A 14,650-nucleotide genomic window follows, 5' to 3' on the forward strand; every position below is an offset into this window, starting at 1 on the left:
ACGACTCAATGCTTCCCGTGCCCGGCCTCGTGCCGCTGGTCGTCGCAGCAGGTGAGCTTGTGGATGATGCGGCAATCCTTGACGGCGCGCTCCTGGCCGCACAGGCCGCGCAGCGCGGTCAGTTGCCGCTGCAGCGAGACCAGGCGCTCGATGCGCTGCGCGACCTTGTCGATCTGCGCGTCCAGCAGCGAGTCGACCAGCACGCAGTTCTCGTTCGGCGCCTGCTGGAAGCGCAACAGGCTGCGGATCTCGTCGAGCGTGATGTCCAGCGAGCGGCACTGGCGGATGAACTGCAGCCGCTCCACGTGCTCCGGCCCGTACACGCGGTAGTTGCCCGTGGACCTGGCCGGCGCCATCAGCAGCCCCTCCTGCTCGTAATAGCGGATGGTTTCCACCTGCACATCCGTCAGCTTCGCCAATTCACCGATTTTCATGCCGACTCTCTTGCAAACATAACAATATCTCCATAGTAATTACTCTGGACCAAATACGCAAACCCCTCATAAATACCCCTGGGGTATTTAATTAGAAGACGAACGCCAGTTCGAAAAAGCCCAGGCGGTTGCGGGCGCGCGCGCCGAAGTAGGACTGGGTATCGCCATGGAAGTAATCGACGCCGGCCGTCAGCTTCACGGCGTCGCTGACGCTGTAGCTGACGCGGGGGCGGACCAGGCCGCTATGGCCGCTCAGGTCGAGGATGGCGCCCAGTTCCGCCTTCAGCCGGTCGTTCCAGTAGCGGTCGTACACGCGCAGGCTGAGCCCGTGCTCGTGCGCGCCGAACTCGGAGTTCAGGCGGTTGATGGCGAGCCCGGCCGGCCGCAGCTGCGCGGGCAGTCCCGCCGTTTCGGAATAGCCGGACCGCCGTATCGCGAAGGCCTGGAGGTTGATGTTGGCGCCGTCCCCGATGTCGCGGTCCACGCCCAGCACCAGGCGGCGCACCGAGCGCCGGGGACCCGCGGGGGCCGCGCATGCCGCGCAATCGGGCGAGAACCTGCCGGCCGCGAACTCGCCGCGCACGCCCCAGCCATGGGCGGTGGTGGCGAAGTCGGCGCCCAGCGTGCGCATGCGTTCATGGGCGCCACTGAACACCAGCGTGGCCGGACGGGGAAACGCGGCGCCGTAGCGCACGAAACGGTCGTGGCCGTCGTAGTACGAGACCGATCCGTCCCAGGCGCCGCCCGACTTCTCCAGCTTCAGCGCCCACTCGCCGTTGTCCGGCGCCGGCGCCACGGCGCGGTTGCCCGGCAGCGCGCCCCGCGGCGTGCGGTGCGGCTCGAATTCGGGCACCAGCACGGCGGCCAGTTCCAGGCTGTCGCCGAGGCGGTAATTGGCCGCCAGCGCGTCGATGCCGATGCGCTGCTCCTCGTCCTCGGGCACCAGCGTGGTGTAGTCGCGCGGCGACAGGTTGTCGGTGGGGTTGATGCGGTCCGCCCTGCCCCACGCGACGACTTGCCGGCCCAGGCGCAGGCGCAGCGGGCCGGCGTCGGCTTCCACGTACGCCTCCCGCAGCCGGTTGCGGGCGCCGCGCGTGTCGCCGGCGTCGCGCACGCCCAGCCGGCTGCCCAGGTTGACCCGCCACTGTTCATTGAACGCGTGCTTCCAGTTCACGAAGCACGTGCCCTTGGCCACGCCGGCGCGGTCGTCCAGGTCGCGGGTCGAGCTCCAGTAGCCGGCGCGGCATTCGCCGAACGGCGCCGCGAAGCTTTGCTCCTGTTCCCGCTCCTGTCCCTGGACCGCCGGCGCGGCCAGCGCGGCCAGCGATGCCGCCGCCGCGCCCAGTTGCTGTTTCAAGCTGGCCAAGCCCTACTCCTCTTTTTCCATGTAGCGCGTGGTGAAGTAGTCGTCCGCCACATTGCCCTTCGCCTCGAACCTCGTCAGCTTGATCAGCGTCTTGTGGCCGGTCTGGTGGTTCTTCACGCTGACGGCCATGGCCTGCCACTTGCCGTGCTTCGCGTCCACCTGCCTGACCTCCGCGTTGTCGGCCGTTTTCAGCAGGTTGCCATTGGCGTCGTAGAACTCGGTGCGCAGGGCCACGCTGTTGTCCCTGGCGATCCAGTTGACGCGCTTGGAATAGCCGGAGTCCGCCGCGATCTCCGGCGTGCGCGGGGTGGACTCCACCACGTGGCACGGCACGCCCTGCACATCCTCCTTGCGCAGCCACTTGTGGTTCCAGTCCGCCGTGCGGTAGCCCACCAGGTCGCCGTAGGACAGGTCGGTGCCGACGAAGCTGCTCTTGGTGTTGTTCGACGCCAGGCGCCGCACCTTCTTCAGGCCGGGCAGGTAGACCCAGATCTCGTCGCTCTTGCCGGTGTTCTCCAGCACCAGGGTGCTGGTGTTGCGCACGTCGCTGGGCGAACGGAAGCGGATCACGCGCCGGTTGTCGACGCCGTTGGCCTGCAGCTTGGTGGCGCCGAAGGTCTGGCGCACCCGTTCCTGGCCGCTGGCGTTGACCATGGTGAAGGTGGCTTCCGAGACGGAGCTGTCGACGCGGGTGGCCTGGTAGCTCTTCTCGGCCAGTTCGGCCGCGTTGACCTCCTCCGCCCTGGCCTCGGCGGGCGCCACGGCCCCCGCGACGCCCGCGGCCATGGCGATGGCCAGGCACGCGGCCCCCGCCGAGCGCAGGCCCGCGCGGCGCGCGCGGCCCTTCAGGAAGGCCGGCGGCCACATGGACAGCAGGCAGGGTATCAGCACCAGCGCGGACACCGCGCTCACCACCATCGACAGCACGATCAGCATGCCGAACCAGATGTGGACGTAGAAGTCGAACGACAGCATCAGCACGGCGTAGCCGCCGGCGATGGCGGTGGCCACGTAGATCACGGCCTTGCCGGCGGTGCGCAGCGTCTCCTGCAGCGCCAGCGTGAAGTCGCTGGTCTTGTCCAGCTCCTCGCGGATGCGATACAGCAGGTAGATGGCGTAGTCCGCGCCGATGCCGATCGCCATCGCCGAGCTGACCGAGTTCGGCGTGTTGAGCGGGATGCCGGTCAAGCCCATCATGCCGAAGTTGACCATGACCGTCACCAGCAGCGGGATGATCAGGTACAGGCCCGCCACCAGCGAGCGGAAGATGATGGCGCCGGCCACGAACACGGCCAGGATCATCTGCGCCACGTTCTTGATCTTGCCCTCCACCAGCACCTCGCTGAGCGCGGACGACTGCGGCACGCTGCCGCCAACCTGTATCGTCACGTCCCTGGGCAGGCGCGGTCCCAGGTAGTCGCGGATGTCCTGCACGATCTTTTGCGCGTACTTGCTGCTGTCGCTCCTGGTCCAGATCACCAGGCAGGCGTTGCGGGCGTCATAGTCCAGATAGGCGTCGAAATCGGTCGGGTCGCCGGACATCGAATAGAACAGCAGGTATTGCGACACCAGCTCCGCCGTCGACGGCAGCGCGTGCACCGAGGCGGCGCCGCCGTTCATGGACTGGTTCATCTTCTTGAGGAAGTCCACGATCGACAGGGTCTTGCCCACTTGCGGCATGCGCTCGATGTGGCGCTGGGCGTCCTCGATCACGGCGAGGACGGCCGGGTCCTTCATCTGGTCCTTGTGCTTGCCCTGGAAGACCACGTAGACGGTGTTGGTGCCGGCCAGCCTGGCGTTCAGGTAGCGGTCGTCCTGGCGCACCTTGACGCCGTCCCCGAAATAGGTCTTGGTCGAGTTCTCGCGGTTCACATGCGGCATGCAGACGGCGGCGCCCACCACCACGGCCAGGAAGCCCAGCAGGATGACGGCGCGGCGCTTGACGATCAGCACACCCACCGCGTCGGCCAGCCGGTCCCAGAGCCGGGCGCCGTTGGCGGCGGCGGGCGCGACCCTGGGCGCCGGCAGGTAGCTGCGCAGCGCGGGAATGAAGGTCAGCTCGATCAGCAAGGCGCTCAGGATGCCCAGGCCGGTGAAGATGCCGAAGGTGCGGATGGTGGCGATGTCGAAGGTGACCAGCGAGAAGAAGCCGGCGACGGCCACCAGGCCGGCCGTCAGCATCACCGGCGCGACCTTGCTCAGCGACTCGACGATGGCCCTGTCGTTCAACTGGGCCGCCGAACCGCCCGCCTCGCTGCGCGCCAGCCGGTGGTGCTCCTCGTAGTAGCGCTTGAGGATCTGCACCGCGTGCCCCGCGGCGACGGCGAGGATCAGGATGGGGGTGGTGGCGTTGAAGGCGTCCATCGGCACCTTGGCCGCGCCCATGATGCCCAGGCCCCAGACCACCGCCAGCAGCGCCGTCACCAGCGGCAGCAGCAGCCCTTGCATGGTGCGGAAGGCCTCGTAGTGGATGATACCGATCAGGATCAGCGCCAGCGGGAACAGGATGCCCATGCGCTGCGCATAGCGCTCCACCGCCGCGAAGAACACCGGCGTGCCGCTGGCGCGCATCACCACCGCGGGGCCGGACTCCTCGGCGATGATCTTGTCGACGCCGTCGACGATGGCGCGGAAGCCGCCCGCCCCCGCGTCGATCGCCACCGACACCGAGGCCACCGTCTCGTCCCTGGACACCAGCGTGCCGGCGTAGATGGGGTTCTTCCGCACCTTCTGGCGCACGGCGGCCAGCTCGGCCTCGTCCAGCGCGCCGGAGAACATCCTCTCGACCTTGAGGTCCTCGCCGTCGGCCTGGATGGACTTGGCCTTGTCGGCGGCCAGGCTCATCATGGTGTGGCGCTTCACGCCGGGCACCGCGCCGATGCGCTCGGACAGGCGCCGCACGGCGCTCAGCACGTCGGGCTGGTAGATGGTGCCGCCGTTGGCCGCGCCGACGCCGATGACGATCACGTGCTTGGAGCCGAACAGCGACTCGGCCAGGTTGGTCCCGATCACGTTCTCGTGATGCGCGGGCAGCATGGTGTTGGGGTTGATGACGATCTTCAGGTTGCGGATCTGCAGCCCCAGGAACACCGTCATGGCCAGGATGGCGAGCAGTATCCAGAGCCGTCTCCGGACCACGAACGTAGCGAAATGTCGAAACATGTTTAATTCCCCTGTGCAGGTGCCAATTTGGATGCCGATACCGCGCCCGGCAGCCCCAGCTGCTCGGCGACGTGGCCGAGGACGATCTCCGCGTCCGCCGCCGCGCCCAGCACCAGCTCGGAGGCGCGGCAGGACAGCCACTTTCTTCCCATGACGAAAAAGCCCGGCTGCGCCGTCTTGCCGCGCCGGTGCTCGATGTGCCCGGCGCGCGTGTCGACGCCGGGCAGCGCGATCCAGCCCAGGTCCTCCTTGTAGCCGCCGCACCAGACCACGGTGCCGACCCGGGTGGAGGAGCCGTCGCTGAAGGAGGCGCTGTCGCCGGCGGCGCCGCTGGTGCGCGGCTTGAGCGTGACGCCGGCCTCGCGCAGGCGCTCGTTGTCCGCGTCCCCGGCCGGTATCGGATCGCGCTTGCGCAGCATGCCGGCGATCGGCGAGCCGGTGGGCGCGTACAGCACGCCGAGCCTGGTCAGCCACCAGAAGATGTCGCGGCCCAGCACCCGGTTCGGCACCAGCTTGCGCTTGCGCCCCATCGACATCACGACCTGGTGGGTCGCCGCCAGTTCGAGCGCGATCTGGCGCCCGCTGGCGCCATCGCCCACCACCAGCACCGGTCCCGCCTTGTCCACGCTGTCCGGATCGCGGTAGCTGGCGGCGGTCAATTGCCGCACGCGCGGGTCGAACGCGCCGGCCAGCGCCGGCACGATGGGCACCTGGCTCGATCCGGTGGCGTTGATGACGGTGCGCGCGCGGATCTCCTCGCCGCCGGCCAGGGTCGCCACGAAGGCGCCGTCGCGCCAGGCCACGCGGTCCACCCGGCAGTCCAGGCGCACGTTGAGACGGCGCTCGGCGGCGAACCGCTCCAGGTGGTCCGCGAATTCGGCGGCGGAGGGAAAGCCGCCCTGCTCGCCCGGCATCGCCATGTCGCCCAGCCGGCAGAACTGGCGCGACGTGAACAGGCGCAGATTGCGCGGCCGCTGGCGCCACACGTCGCCGACGCGCCGGTGCGCGTCGATCACCTGGTAGCTGTGGCCGGCGGCCGCCAGCAGGAAGGCGCAGCTCAGGCCCGATTGGCCGGCGCCCACGACCAGACAGTCGATCATGGTCACACGCCCATCAGGTGCTTCTGGTCCACCGGCGTGCCGCTGATCTGGCCCCACACGTAGGCCGACAGCGCGCCCGCCGTCACGAAGTCGTAGGCCAGCGTGGGCTCCAGCGCGACGCCGAAGCGCCGCTCCATGGCCGAGATCAGCTCCACCCGCGCCAGCGAGTCCAGGCCGATGCTGTCGAACGACATGTCCTTGTGCAGCTGGCCGCGCATCTCGGGATGCTTGCCCTCCAGGTGCTCGATCAGCCAGCCGCTCACCTCGATCAGCGCGGCGGGTTGGGATGCTTGCGTGTTTGCTTGGGTCATCTTCATTTTCCTTCGATTTTGTCAGGCGGCGGCCAGGGGGCCGGCGTCGCGTGTGGAGAACAGCTTGGTCTCGGACTGGTTGAGGTCCCCGTTCAGGTACAGGGCCTCGCAGCGGTGGCGCTGGATCTTGCCGCTGGACGTGCGCGGAATGCCGCCGCTGCCGACGAAGAACACGTCGCGCACCGACAGCTCGTGGGCCTCCGAGATCACCTGCCTGAGCGATCCGGCGGCGCGCTCGAAGCCGATATCGAGCTTGCCGCGCCGTCCCAGTTCAACCATCACCACCAGGCCCTTGGCGTCGCGCTCCTCCGGATGGAACACGGCCGTGGCCACCTCGCCGTGCTGGCGCAGGCAGGCGGTGATGGTGGCCTCGATGTCGTGCGGGTAGAAATTGCGGCCGCGGATGATCATCAGCTCCTTGATGCGGCCGGTGACGTACAGGCCGCCCTGGTGCACGAAGCCCAGGTCGCCGGTGCGCATGAAGGGGCCGCGCCCGGCGCCGGTCATGGCCTGGAAGGTGGCCGCGGTGCCGGCCTCGTTGCCCAGGTAGCCCGAAGCCACGCTCGGACCGGCCACCCAGATCTCGCCCAGCGCGTCCGCGCCCAGTTCGGCGCACGTTTGCGGATCGACGATGGCCACCTCGTGCCCGGGCACCACCTTGCCGCAGCAGACGATGGGCTGCGATCCGGCGCCGCCCTCGGGCAGCACGGCCAGTTGGCCCTCCAGCAGTTGCTGGCGGCTGACGTGCACGGTGCGCATGGCGGGTTCGGTGGCGCCGCCGGAAACGATCAGGGTCGCCTCCGCGAGGCCGTAGCACGGCTGCAGCACGTCCGCCCGCAGGCCGTACGGCGCGTAGCGCTGCTGGAAGCGCGCGACGGTGTCCGCGTTCACGGGTTCGGCGCCGCAGAAGATGGCCCGCAGGCTGGACAGGTCCAGGCCGGCGGGGATGTTTTCCTCGGCGACGCGCACGCACATGTCCAGCGCGAAGTTGGGCACGGCGGTGGTCTGGATGCGGTGCGTGGCGATCATTTCCAGCCAGCGGGTGGGCCGGTGCAGGAAATGCAGCGGCTGCATGAAGGTGTAGCAGCCGCCCAGGGCGATGGGCTGCAGCGTCGTGCCTATCAGTCCCATGTCGTGGTACTGGGGCAGCCAGCCGCCCACCGCCGCCCGCTCCGGCAGGCCGCCGCAGCGCTGGATGGCGCGCTCGTTGGCGATCAGCTGCCCGTGCGTGACGATCACGCCCTTGGGCTGGCCGGTGGAGCCGGACGTGTACTGCAGGAAGGCGCGCGCGCCGCCGTCGGGCAGGACCACGTCGAACGCCGCCGGCGCGTCGCCGGCGGGCTCGGTCAGGAACAAGACCGCCTGTTCCTCCACGCCGCTGGCCAGGATGCCGCTCTTCACGGCGCCCCGCAGCGCTTCGGTGGTGAGCACGGCGGCCGCCTCGCAGTTGGCGATGATGTGGCGCAGCCGCAGGAAATGGTGGCTGTTGCGCGCGTGGTTGGCCGGCACCGCCACCACGCCGGCGTACAGGCAGCCGAAGAAGGCCACCACGAATTCCAGGCCGGACGGATACAGCATCAGCGCGGCCTTGCCCTTCAGCCGGCGGGAGTCCAGCATGGCGGCGAAGCGCAGCGCGCGTCCGCGCAGCTGGGCGTAGGTCAGGCGCTGTTCCTTGCGGTCGCCGTCGGCGAGGAAGACGTAGGCCGCGGCGTCGGCCTGGCTGGCCGCGTAGTGCTCCAGGCAGTGCAGGATGGACGCCGCGCCGTCCAGCGGCAGCGCCGGCGGCGCGCTGGGCTTGGGACTGATCCTCCTGAGCAGTTCGACCACGCTGCCGAGCGAGGCGACGAAATGCTCGACGTCCCGTTCCGTGGTGGCGTAGCCGATGCTGACGCGCATGGTGCTCTTGATCTGTTCCTCGCCCATGCCCATGGCCGACAGCACATGGGACAGCGAGACCGCCTTGTTGTTGCTGCACGCCGAACCGAGCGACACCTGGATGCCGTACTTCTGGTCCAGCAGCGCCGCCGCCGCCTCCGCGCGGATGCCGTCCACGCGCAGGCTCAGCGTGTTGGGCGCCACCCTGGCGTCGTCGGCGGGACCGTTGAAGGCGCAGCCGGGAACGCGTTCCAGCAGGCGCGCGCGCAGCGCGGCGCGCCTGGCGCCGACCTGGCGCTGGTAATGCGGCAGCCGCTCCTGCGCCTCCTTCGCGGCGGCGCCCATCGAGGCGATCAGCGGGACCGCCTCGGTGCCGCCGCGCAGGCCGCCCTCCTGGCTGCCGCCGTGCAACAGCGGCTCCAGCGCCACGCCGCGGCGCACATACAGCGCGCCCACGCCCTTCGGGCCGTGGAACTTGTGGGCCGACAGCGACAAGGTGTCGACCTCCAGCTCGTGCACGTCGACGGCGACCTTGCCTATGCCCTGCACGCCGTCCACGTGGAAATGGATGCCGGTGTGGCGCAGCAGCTCGGCGATCTCGCGCACCGGCTGGATGGTGCCCACCTCGTTGTTGACCAGCATGACGGACACCAGATGGGTGTCCGGCCGCAGCGCCGCCTCGACCGCGGCCGCGTCGACCACGCCGTCGCGGCCCGGCTGCACGCGCGTCACGTCGTAGCGCAGCACGCGCTCCAGGTACTCGGCCACCTGCAGCACCGAGGCGTGTTCGATGGCCGACACGATGACGTGGCCGGGACGCTCGCCCGACACCAGGCGCTTGCAGATCGCGCCCTTGATGGCCCAGTTGTTGGACTCGGTGCCGCCGGAGGTGAACACCACCTCGTCCGTGTCGGCGCCCAGCAGGGCCGCCACGTAGACGCGCGCGGCGGCCACCAGGTGCTTGGCGCTCTTGGCCAGCGTGCTGGCGCTGGACGGATTGCCGAACACCGGGGTGGCGTCGGCCAGCGCGGCGACGGCGCCATGGCACATCGGCGTCGTCGCGTTGTTGTCGAAATAGGCGATGGCGGACATGGTCATGCGCTTCCGGCGGCGGTTTTCTGGTTCAGCTGCTCGAACAGCGCGCGCAGCATTTCCAGGCAGTGGTGCTGGGAGGGCTCCAGCTCGCCCAGCATGGCCGCCATGTCGGCCGGCGCCGTGGCGCGCGCGGCCGACAGGGGCTTGCCCTCGATGGCGCCGCAGAAGATGTTGCCGGTCGCCAGCGAGGTGGCGCAGCCCCAGGCCTGGTAGCGCGCGGCGCGCACGGTGCCGCCGTCCAGCCGCAGCTGCACGCGGATGCGGTCGCCGCACACCGGGTTGCCCAGTTCCAGGGTCAGGTCGGCCGCCGCCAGCTCTTCGGCGTAGCGGGGGCTCGAGAAGTTCTCGACGATGATTTCGTTGAACATGATGATCCCCTCTAGTTGACGACAGGACATACGGCTTCGTCGGCCTGGCCGTCCATCTTCTTTTCCAGGTTGACGGCGCAGCAGCCGAACTCCAGCGACGACGGCGCGCGCATGATGTACTCGATGCGCTGGCCGGAGCGGCCGGACCGGCTGTCGGGGATCAGGGCCACGATGTCCTCCGTCAGGATCATGCCGGGGGTGGCCAGCGCGACCGGGTCCAGGATGCCCAGCACGCCCTTCTGGCCCATCGGCACTTCCTTGCCCAGGTCGTTGGGATCGCGCACCGAGAAGTGCACATAGGGCGAAACGTGCTTGACCTGGTACTCGTCGTCGATGGCCAGCACGTTGGACTCGACCAGCGCGTAGATGTCGCGCACGCCGTTCGGCTCCAGGCCCAGGTATTCCTCGCACATGAGGTTGAATTCGCGGCGCGAGATCATCTGGCCGGTGAAGCGCTTCCAGCCGCCCAGCGTGATCACGCGGCTGCCCTTGTCCAGCTTGATCTTCCGGCCGGTCTGCTTGAGGAACTGCACCAGGCGGTGGATCAGGAACGGCGGCCCGATGATGTGGCGGGTGAAGCCGTTCTCCCAGGCCATCAACTGGGCGATCGCGTCCTCGGGCACGAAGCGCTCCTCCTTCACCATGAAGCGGTGCGTGTCGAGCAGGCCGGCCAGCATGTTGAGGGCCTTGATCATGCCCATTTCCGGGATTTCCTCGGTGGACGGGCAGATGTAGAGGCCGGCGCCCTTGGAGATGCCGAGGAACTCGCGGTACATGGCGTAGATGCCGGTGATGGCGGTGTCGAGCGTGTCGCCGCAGCGGCGCGACACGCTGGGGATGCCGCTGGTGCCGGTGCTGCGCATCTCGTGCTCGATGGTGTTGAGCGGGCGCGACAGCAGTTCGTGGTTGGACGCCGATTTGAACTTGGCGATCGGGATCAGCGGAATGCGGACCAGGTCGTCGTAGCCGGCGATGCCGGCGGGCGTCACGCCCTTCTCGTCGCAGGCCTTGCGGTAGAAGGCGTTGTTGTCGTAGTGGAAGCGGAAGGCATCGGCGATCAGCTCGGTCTTGAGCTGGTTCAGCTCGGCGTCGGTCATGCGATACAGCTCGCTGACCGACGCCGCCGCCGCGGCTAGGGGGTCGATGCCCAGGTTTTTCAGGGTTGCAACGTAATTGGACGTTTTCAGCATGTTGTTTTTCTCTCCAGGAATAAGGCGCCCAAAGAAAAAGTAATACCCTTATTACTTTTTCATGGGTTCGCAATTCGGATTGGAAAGCCTCTAGTAACTAGAGGGTCAAGTGCCAAATCGGACACAATGACTTAAAAACAACATTAACTAAAAAAGTTATGATATTTAGCAATACCTCGTCGTGGACAGGCCGGGCCGGACGCCGGTTTCAGCCGGCAAGCCGGCGGGCCGCGCCCTACTGCTCCGGCATGCCGCGCAGGTGTTCGATGTCGGCCACCGCGCTTTTCCAGCTGAGCTCGTTGCCATTGGCGGCCACGGCGTCCAGCGGCAGTTCGATTTCCTTCAACACCTTGCCGTCGAGCGATATCTTGTAGCGCAGGCTGGTGTATTCGATCTCGTAGGTTTTCTTCAGGCCCTGCTGCCTTACGTAGGTCTCAAATGACATGGCTGATCTCCTTTACCGAAACATGGGGGCGGCCGGCCCGTCCCGGGCGGAACAAGGCCGGTCACCTCCAGCTTAGCAAACCCCGGCGAAACCTGGCGCAAAGATCCCATTCCGCGTGGAAATCGGCACCGTTGTTTTGTTTCGCGGAGTGTGCGCCGCTGTGACAATGTGTGAGCCTTTCGTCATGATTGCACTCCTATACTACGTGCACTCCAAGACCAGCCAAGGCGAAACGCCATGCACACCTTGCACGTCGAACTGCAGGAAGGCTTCCACGATGACCGTGTCGTCGCGCGCTTGAACGGCGTGGAAGTGCTGGATATGGAGCGCGTCACCACCCGCATGCAAACCGGCTTTGCAGCGGCGGCCGGCACGCCCGCCCCGGAGGGAAGGGCCACGCTGGAGATTTCACTGCCCGCCAAAGGCGCCAGTGGAAGCGTCGAAATCGATTTTCAAGAGGCCGTCTGGGCCGGGGTGAGCATCGGCCCCGGGCAGGCCATCCAATTCAAGATTTCGAGGGAACCGTTTGGTTACGTGTAGCGCGCGCAGGCCGGTCCCACCATCCTGAAAGGAGACATCATGCGTGTACAAGACACCCCCGCGGGCATACTGCAGCAGGCTTTGACCCAGATATTCGAACAGAGCGACGAGAGCGCCGAGGCGGCGCTGCCCGGCCTGCCCATCCAGGTGCCGCTGAACATCACGGCCAGCGGCGCCTACACCTGGGACCCGCAATTGCCGATCGCCCAGCCCGCCGGCAGCCAGATCAAGCTGGAGGACGCCGGCCCGGCCGACGCCCAGGACCTGATCCTGCCCTTCGTCAGCGAGCGCCTGCACCTCGACATCGACGGCCGCTATCCGCTGATGGTGGCCAGCGGCAGCATCCGCCGCTTCCTCACCGAGGAGATCAACTGGATCGCCCGCCTGCGTCCGGGCAGCGCGCCCAACCAGTACCAGGGCGCGATCTGGAACAAGGACGGCAACCTGGCCTCCTTCCCCTACACCAACGTGGACATCGTGGTGCAGACCAGCCCCTTCCCCAGCCTGCGCAAGGCCACGGTGACCTTCTCCGGCGGCGGCGCGGCCAAGCGCGTGCGCGCCTACCAGTTCAATTCGGCGTATTTCCGCCCGGTTGAATTCGAATTCGACGCCACGCCCGACGCCAAGCCGGTGCAGGCCATCCAGACCCACGCCCACCCCAACCGTCCGGCCAGCCTGCCGAGCGAATCGCTGAGCATCCAGAAGGTGTTCCAGCGCGCCGGCTTCAACGTGACCACCTCGCCGGGCGCCAGCGTGGTGCCGCTCGCCGGCGCCGGCGCCAACGGCCAGTGGAGCGACATGGAGATGCACGACGCGATGCAGGTCTACTGGTCGCGCTTCGCCAACAAGAGCCAGTGGGCCTTGTGGACCTTCTTCGCCGCGCAGCACGAGCAGGGCAGCAGCCTGGGCGGCATCATGTTCGACGACATCGGCCCCAACCACCGGCAAGGCACGGCCATCTTCACCAACTCCTTCATCACGCAGGCGCCGGCCGGCGACGCCAACCCGGCCGCGTGGGTGAACCGCATGGTGTTCTGGACCGCCTGCCACGAGATGGGCCACGCCTTCAACCTGGCGCACTCGTGGCAAAAGGCGCTGGGCACGCCGTGGATCCCGCTGGCCAACGATCCCGAGGCGCGCAGCTTCATGAACTACCCGTACAACGTGGCCGGCGGCCAGACCGCCTTCTTCAACAACTTCCAGTTCCGCTTCTCGGACGCCGAACTGCTGTTCCTGCGCCACGCGCCGCACCGCTATGTGCAGATGGGCAACGCGGCCTGGTTCGACCACCACGGCTTCGAGCACGCGGCCGTGTCGCAGGAGCCCACCTTCAAGCTGGAGGCGCGCGTCAACCGGGCCAAGGCGGACTTCGAGTTCATGGAGCCCATCGTGCTCGACCTCAAGCTGAGCAACGCCACCCAGCAGCCGCAAATCATCGACGAGAAGGTGCTGCTGACCCTGGAGCACATGACGGTGATCATCAAAAAGGAGGGCCGCGAGGCGCGCGTGTTCAGTCCCTTCGCCCGCTACTTCTGGGAAGAGAAGAAGCAGGTGCTGCTGCCGGGCCAGGCCACCTACCAGTCGCTGTTCATCTCGGCCGGCCAAAACGGCTGGGACATCTCCGAGCCGGGCCGCTACACGATCCAGATGTGTCTGCACCTGGGCAAGGAGGACATCGTCTCGCCGCCGCTGAAACTGCGGGTCGCCCCGCCGCGCAACTACGACGAGGAATACCTGGCGCAGGACTTCTTCACCGAGGACGTGGGCCGCATCCTGCGCTTCGACGGCAGCCGCGTGCTGCGGGAAGGCGTGGACACGCTGCGGGAACTGGCGCAGCGGCTGCCGGAGTCGCGCGCGGCCCTGCACGGCAAGGTGGCGCTGGCCAGCGCGCTGGTGCGCGACGCCAAGTCGCTGGACATGAGCCACCTGCCCGACGGCCCGGTGGCGCAGCGCGACGCGAACGCCACGCTGACCTTGCAGCGGGCCGACTTCGGCGCCGGCAGCAAGCTGTTCGCCGACGCCCTGCTGGGCCGTCCGCAACTGGCGGCCGAGACGCTGTCGCACTTCGACTACCACTACTACGTGGACCGCTACAGCGACGCGCTGGCCGGCCAGGGCCTGCGGCGGGAGGCCGGCGAGGCCACCGCCACGCTGTACCAGACCCTGCAGTCGCGCAAGGTGATCCAACCCGTCCTGGAAAGCATCAAGGCCAGGGAACGTGAATTCAAGGCGGGAGGCGATTAACAATGATGTCCCCCCGTCCACATGGCCGGGGGGACCACTGTGTAAACCACACAAAACGCGACCGTGCGCGTCAACGGAAAAACGACACCTCTGGCCGGTTCGACCACGCTTTCGGGCGTTAAGCGGCGGCCGGGGGCCGAATAGGCTTCAAATTGCGCGCCAAACGGCATACGATAGAAAACTGATTTGCTGGTGCCGCCAGCTTTTGATATGACTGCGGAGTAACAATGGAACAACAAGATCTAACAGACCATTTCCACATCTACGTGCGCACCGCCTCGGGCGAGCGTTTGTCGTGGACGGAAACCACCGCATCCGACCTGTCCATGGCCGACGAGGCCTACCTGGACCTGCTCACCCGGCCCGATTTCGAGGGCAGCCCGTTCACCCTGGTGGCCGCCTTCAAGGAGCATGTGTTCTGCGTGTACGACTTCGAGGAGAACATGGCCCAGATCAACCAGCTGCGCCGCAACGCCGGCCGCACCGACTGGCTGAGGACCCGCTCGCTGCACTGACCGGC

The 14,650-nt window shown here is 67.6% G+C and carries 12 protein-coding genes; 3 read left to right on the forward strand and 9 right to left on the reverse strand.

Annotated elements, in window-relative coordinates; translation table 11 throughout:
• Positions 1–5: 5 nt before the first annotated feature.
• The 9 genes from cadR to BM436_RS06605 all read right to left on the reverse strand — a co-directional run bounded on the left by cadR (position 6) and on the right by BM436_RS06605 (position 11,346).
• Positions 6–434, reverse strand: a complete 429-nt coding sequence (gene cadR, locus BM436_RS06565; RefSeq protein WP_093554689.1) for a Cd(II)/Pb(II)-responsive transcriptional regulator — start codon at positions 432–434, stop codon at positions 6–8.
• 91 nt (positions 435–525) lie between these two features.
• On the reverse strand, positions 526–1,800 hold the full coding sequence (locus tag BM436_RS06570; RefSeq protein WP_093554690.1) for a DUF1302 family protein: 1,275 nt from the start codon (positions 1,798–1,800) through the stop codon (positions 526–528).
• 3 nt (positions 1,801–1,803) lie between these two features.
• A complete protein-coding gene (locus tag BM436_RS06575; RefSeq protein WP_093554691.1) occupies positions 1,804–4,962 on the reverse strand; it encodes an outer membrane lipoprotein-sorting protein in 3,159 nt (1,052 codons plus the stop codon).
• 2 nt (positions 4,963–4,964) lie between these two features.
• Positions 4,965–6,062 carry a flavin-containing monooxygenase gene (locus tag BM436_RS06580; protein WP_093554692.1) on the reverse strand — a complete coding sequence of 366 codons (1,098 nt, stop codon included), beginning with the start codon at positions 6,060–6,062 and terminating at the stop codon, positions 4,965–4,967.
• A gap of 2 nt (positions 6,063–6,064) precedes the next feature.
• A complete protein-coding gene (locus BM436_RS06585; RefSeq protein ID WP_177307005.1) occupies positions 6,065–6,373 on the reverse strand; it encodes an acyl carrier protein in 309 nt (102 codons plus the stop codon).
• A gap of 21 nt (positions 6,374–6,394) precedes the next feature.
• Entirely contained in the window at positions 6,395–9,346 is a 2,952-nt protein-coding gene (locus tag BM436_RS06590; RefSeq protein WP_093554694.1) for an aminotransferase class V-fold PLP-dependent enzyme, read from the reverse strand.
• Positions 9,343–9,711, reverse strand: coding sequence for an iron-sulfur cluster assembly scaffold protein (locus tag BM436_RS06595; RefSeq protein WP_093554695.1), 369 nt, complete (start codon positions 9,709–9,711; stop codon positions 9,343–9,345). The genes BM436_RS06590 and BM436_RS06595 overlap by 4 nt, the downstream gene beginning before the upstream one ends.
• Before the next feature lie 11 nt (positions 9,712–9,722).
• Positions 9,723–10,901, reverse strand: coding sequence for a LuxE/PaaK family acyltransferase (locus tag BM436_RS06600; protein ID WP_093554696.1), 1,179 nt, complete (start codon positions 10,899–10,901; stop codon positions 9,723–9,725).
• A gap of 235 nt (positions 10,902–11,136) precedes the next feature.
• Positions 11,137–11,346, reverse strand: coding sequence for a hypothetical protein (locus tag BM436_RS06605; protein WP_093554697.1), 210 nt, complete (start codon positions 11,344–11,346; stop codon positions 11,137–11,139).
• 237 nt (positions 11,347–11,583) lie between these two features.
• Here BM436_RS06605 and BM436_RS06610 point away from each other — a divergent pair, with 237 nt between their 5' ends.
• The 3 genes from BM436_RS06610 (at position 11,584) to BM436_RS06620 (ending at position 14,645) form a co-directional block, all read left to right on the forward strand.
• The gene (locus BM436_RS06610) at positions 11,584–11,886 is read left to right on the forward strand and encodes a hypothetical protein (protein WP_093554698.1); all 303 of its coding nucleotides are present in this window, start codon (positions 11,584–11,586) and stop codon (positions 11,884–11,886) included.
• A 39-nt stretch (positions 11,887–11,925) separates the two neighbouring features.
• On the forward strand, positions 11,926–14,130 hold the full coding sequence (locus tag BM436_RS06615) for a zinc metalloprotease (RefSeq protein WP_218164821.1): 2,205 nt from the start codon (positions 11,926–11,928) through the stop codon (positions 14,128–14,130).
• A 227-nt stretch (positions 14,131–14,357) separates the two neighbouring features.
• Positions 14,358–14,645: a hypothetical protein gene (locus BM436_RS06620; protein WP_143132995.1), complete on the forward strand. Its 288-nt coding sequence runs from the start codon at positions 14,358–14,360 to the stop codon at positions 14,643–14,645.
• The last annotated feature ends 5 nt before the right edge of the window (positions 14,646–14,650 follow it).

The sequence above is a fragment of the Pseudoduganella namucuonensis genome, assembly GCF_900116645.1.
Classification (GTDB): domain Bacteria; phylum Pseudomonadota; class Gammaproteobacteria; order Burkholderiales; family Burkholderiaceae_D; genus Rugamonas; species Rugamonas namucuonensis.

Coding starts and splice junctions, on each gene's coding strand:
- cadR (WP_093554689.1), bottom strand. CDS start 434: ATGAAAATCGGTGAATTGGCGAAGCTGACGGATGTGCAGGTGGAAACC.
- BM436_RS06575 (WP_093554691.1), bottom strand. CDS start 4,962: ATGTTTCGACATTTCGCTACGTTCGTGGTCCGGAGACGGCTCTGGATA.
- BM436_RS06580 (WP_093554692.1), bottom strand. CDS start 6,062: ATGATCGACTGTCTGGTCGTGGGCGCCGGCCAATCGGGCCTGAGCTGC.
- BM436_RS06585 (WP_177307005.1), bottom strand. CDS start 6,373: ATGACCCAAGCAAACACGCAAGCATCCCAACCCGCCGCGCTGATCGAG.
- BM436_RS06590 (WP_093554694.1), bottom strand. CDS start 9,346: ATGACCATGTCCGCCATCGCCTATTTCGACAACAACGCGACGACGCCG.
- BM436_RS06595 (WP_093554695.1), bottom strand. CDS start 9,711: ATGTTCAACGAAATCATCGTCGAGAACTTCTCGAGCCCCCGCTACGCC.
- BM436_RS06600 (WP_093554696.1), bottom strand. CDS start 10,901: ATGCTGAAAACGTCCAATTACGTTGCAACCCTGAAAAACCTGGGCATC.
- BM436_RS06605 (WP_093554697.1), bottom strand. CDS start 11,346: ATGTCATTTGAGACCTACGTAAGGCAGCAGGGCCTGAAGAAAACCTAC.
- BM436_RS06610 (WP_093554698.1), top strand. CDS start 11,584: ATGCACACCTTGCACGTCGAACTGCAGGAAGGCTTCCACGATGACCGT.
- BM436_RS06615 (WP_218164821.1), top strand. CDS start 11,926: ATGCGTGTACAAGACACCCCCGCGGGCATACTGCAGCAGGCTTTGACC.
- BM436_RS06620 (WP_143132995.1), top strand. CDS start 14,358: ATGGAACAACAAGATCTAACAGACCATTTCCACATCTACGTGCGCACC.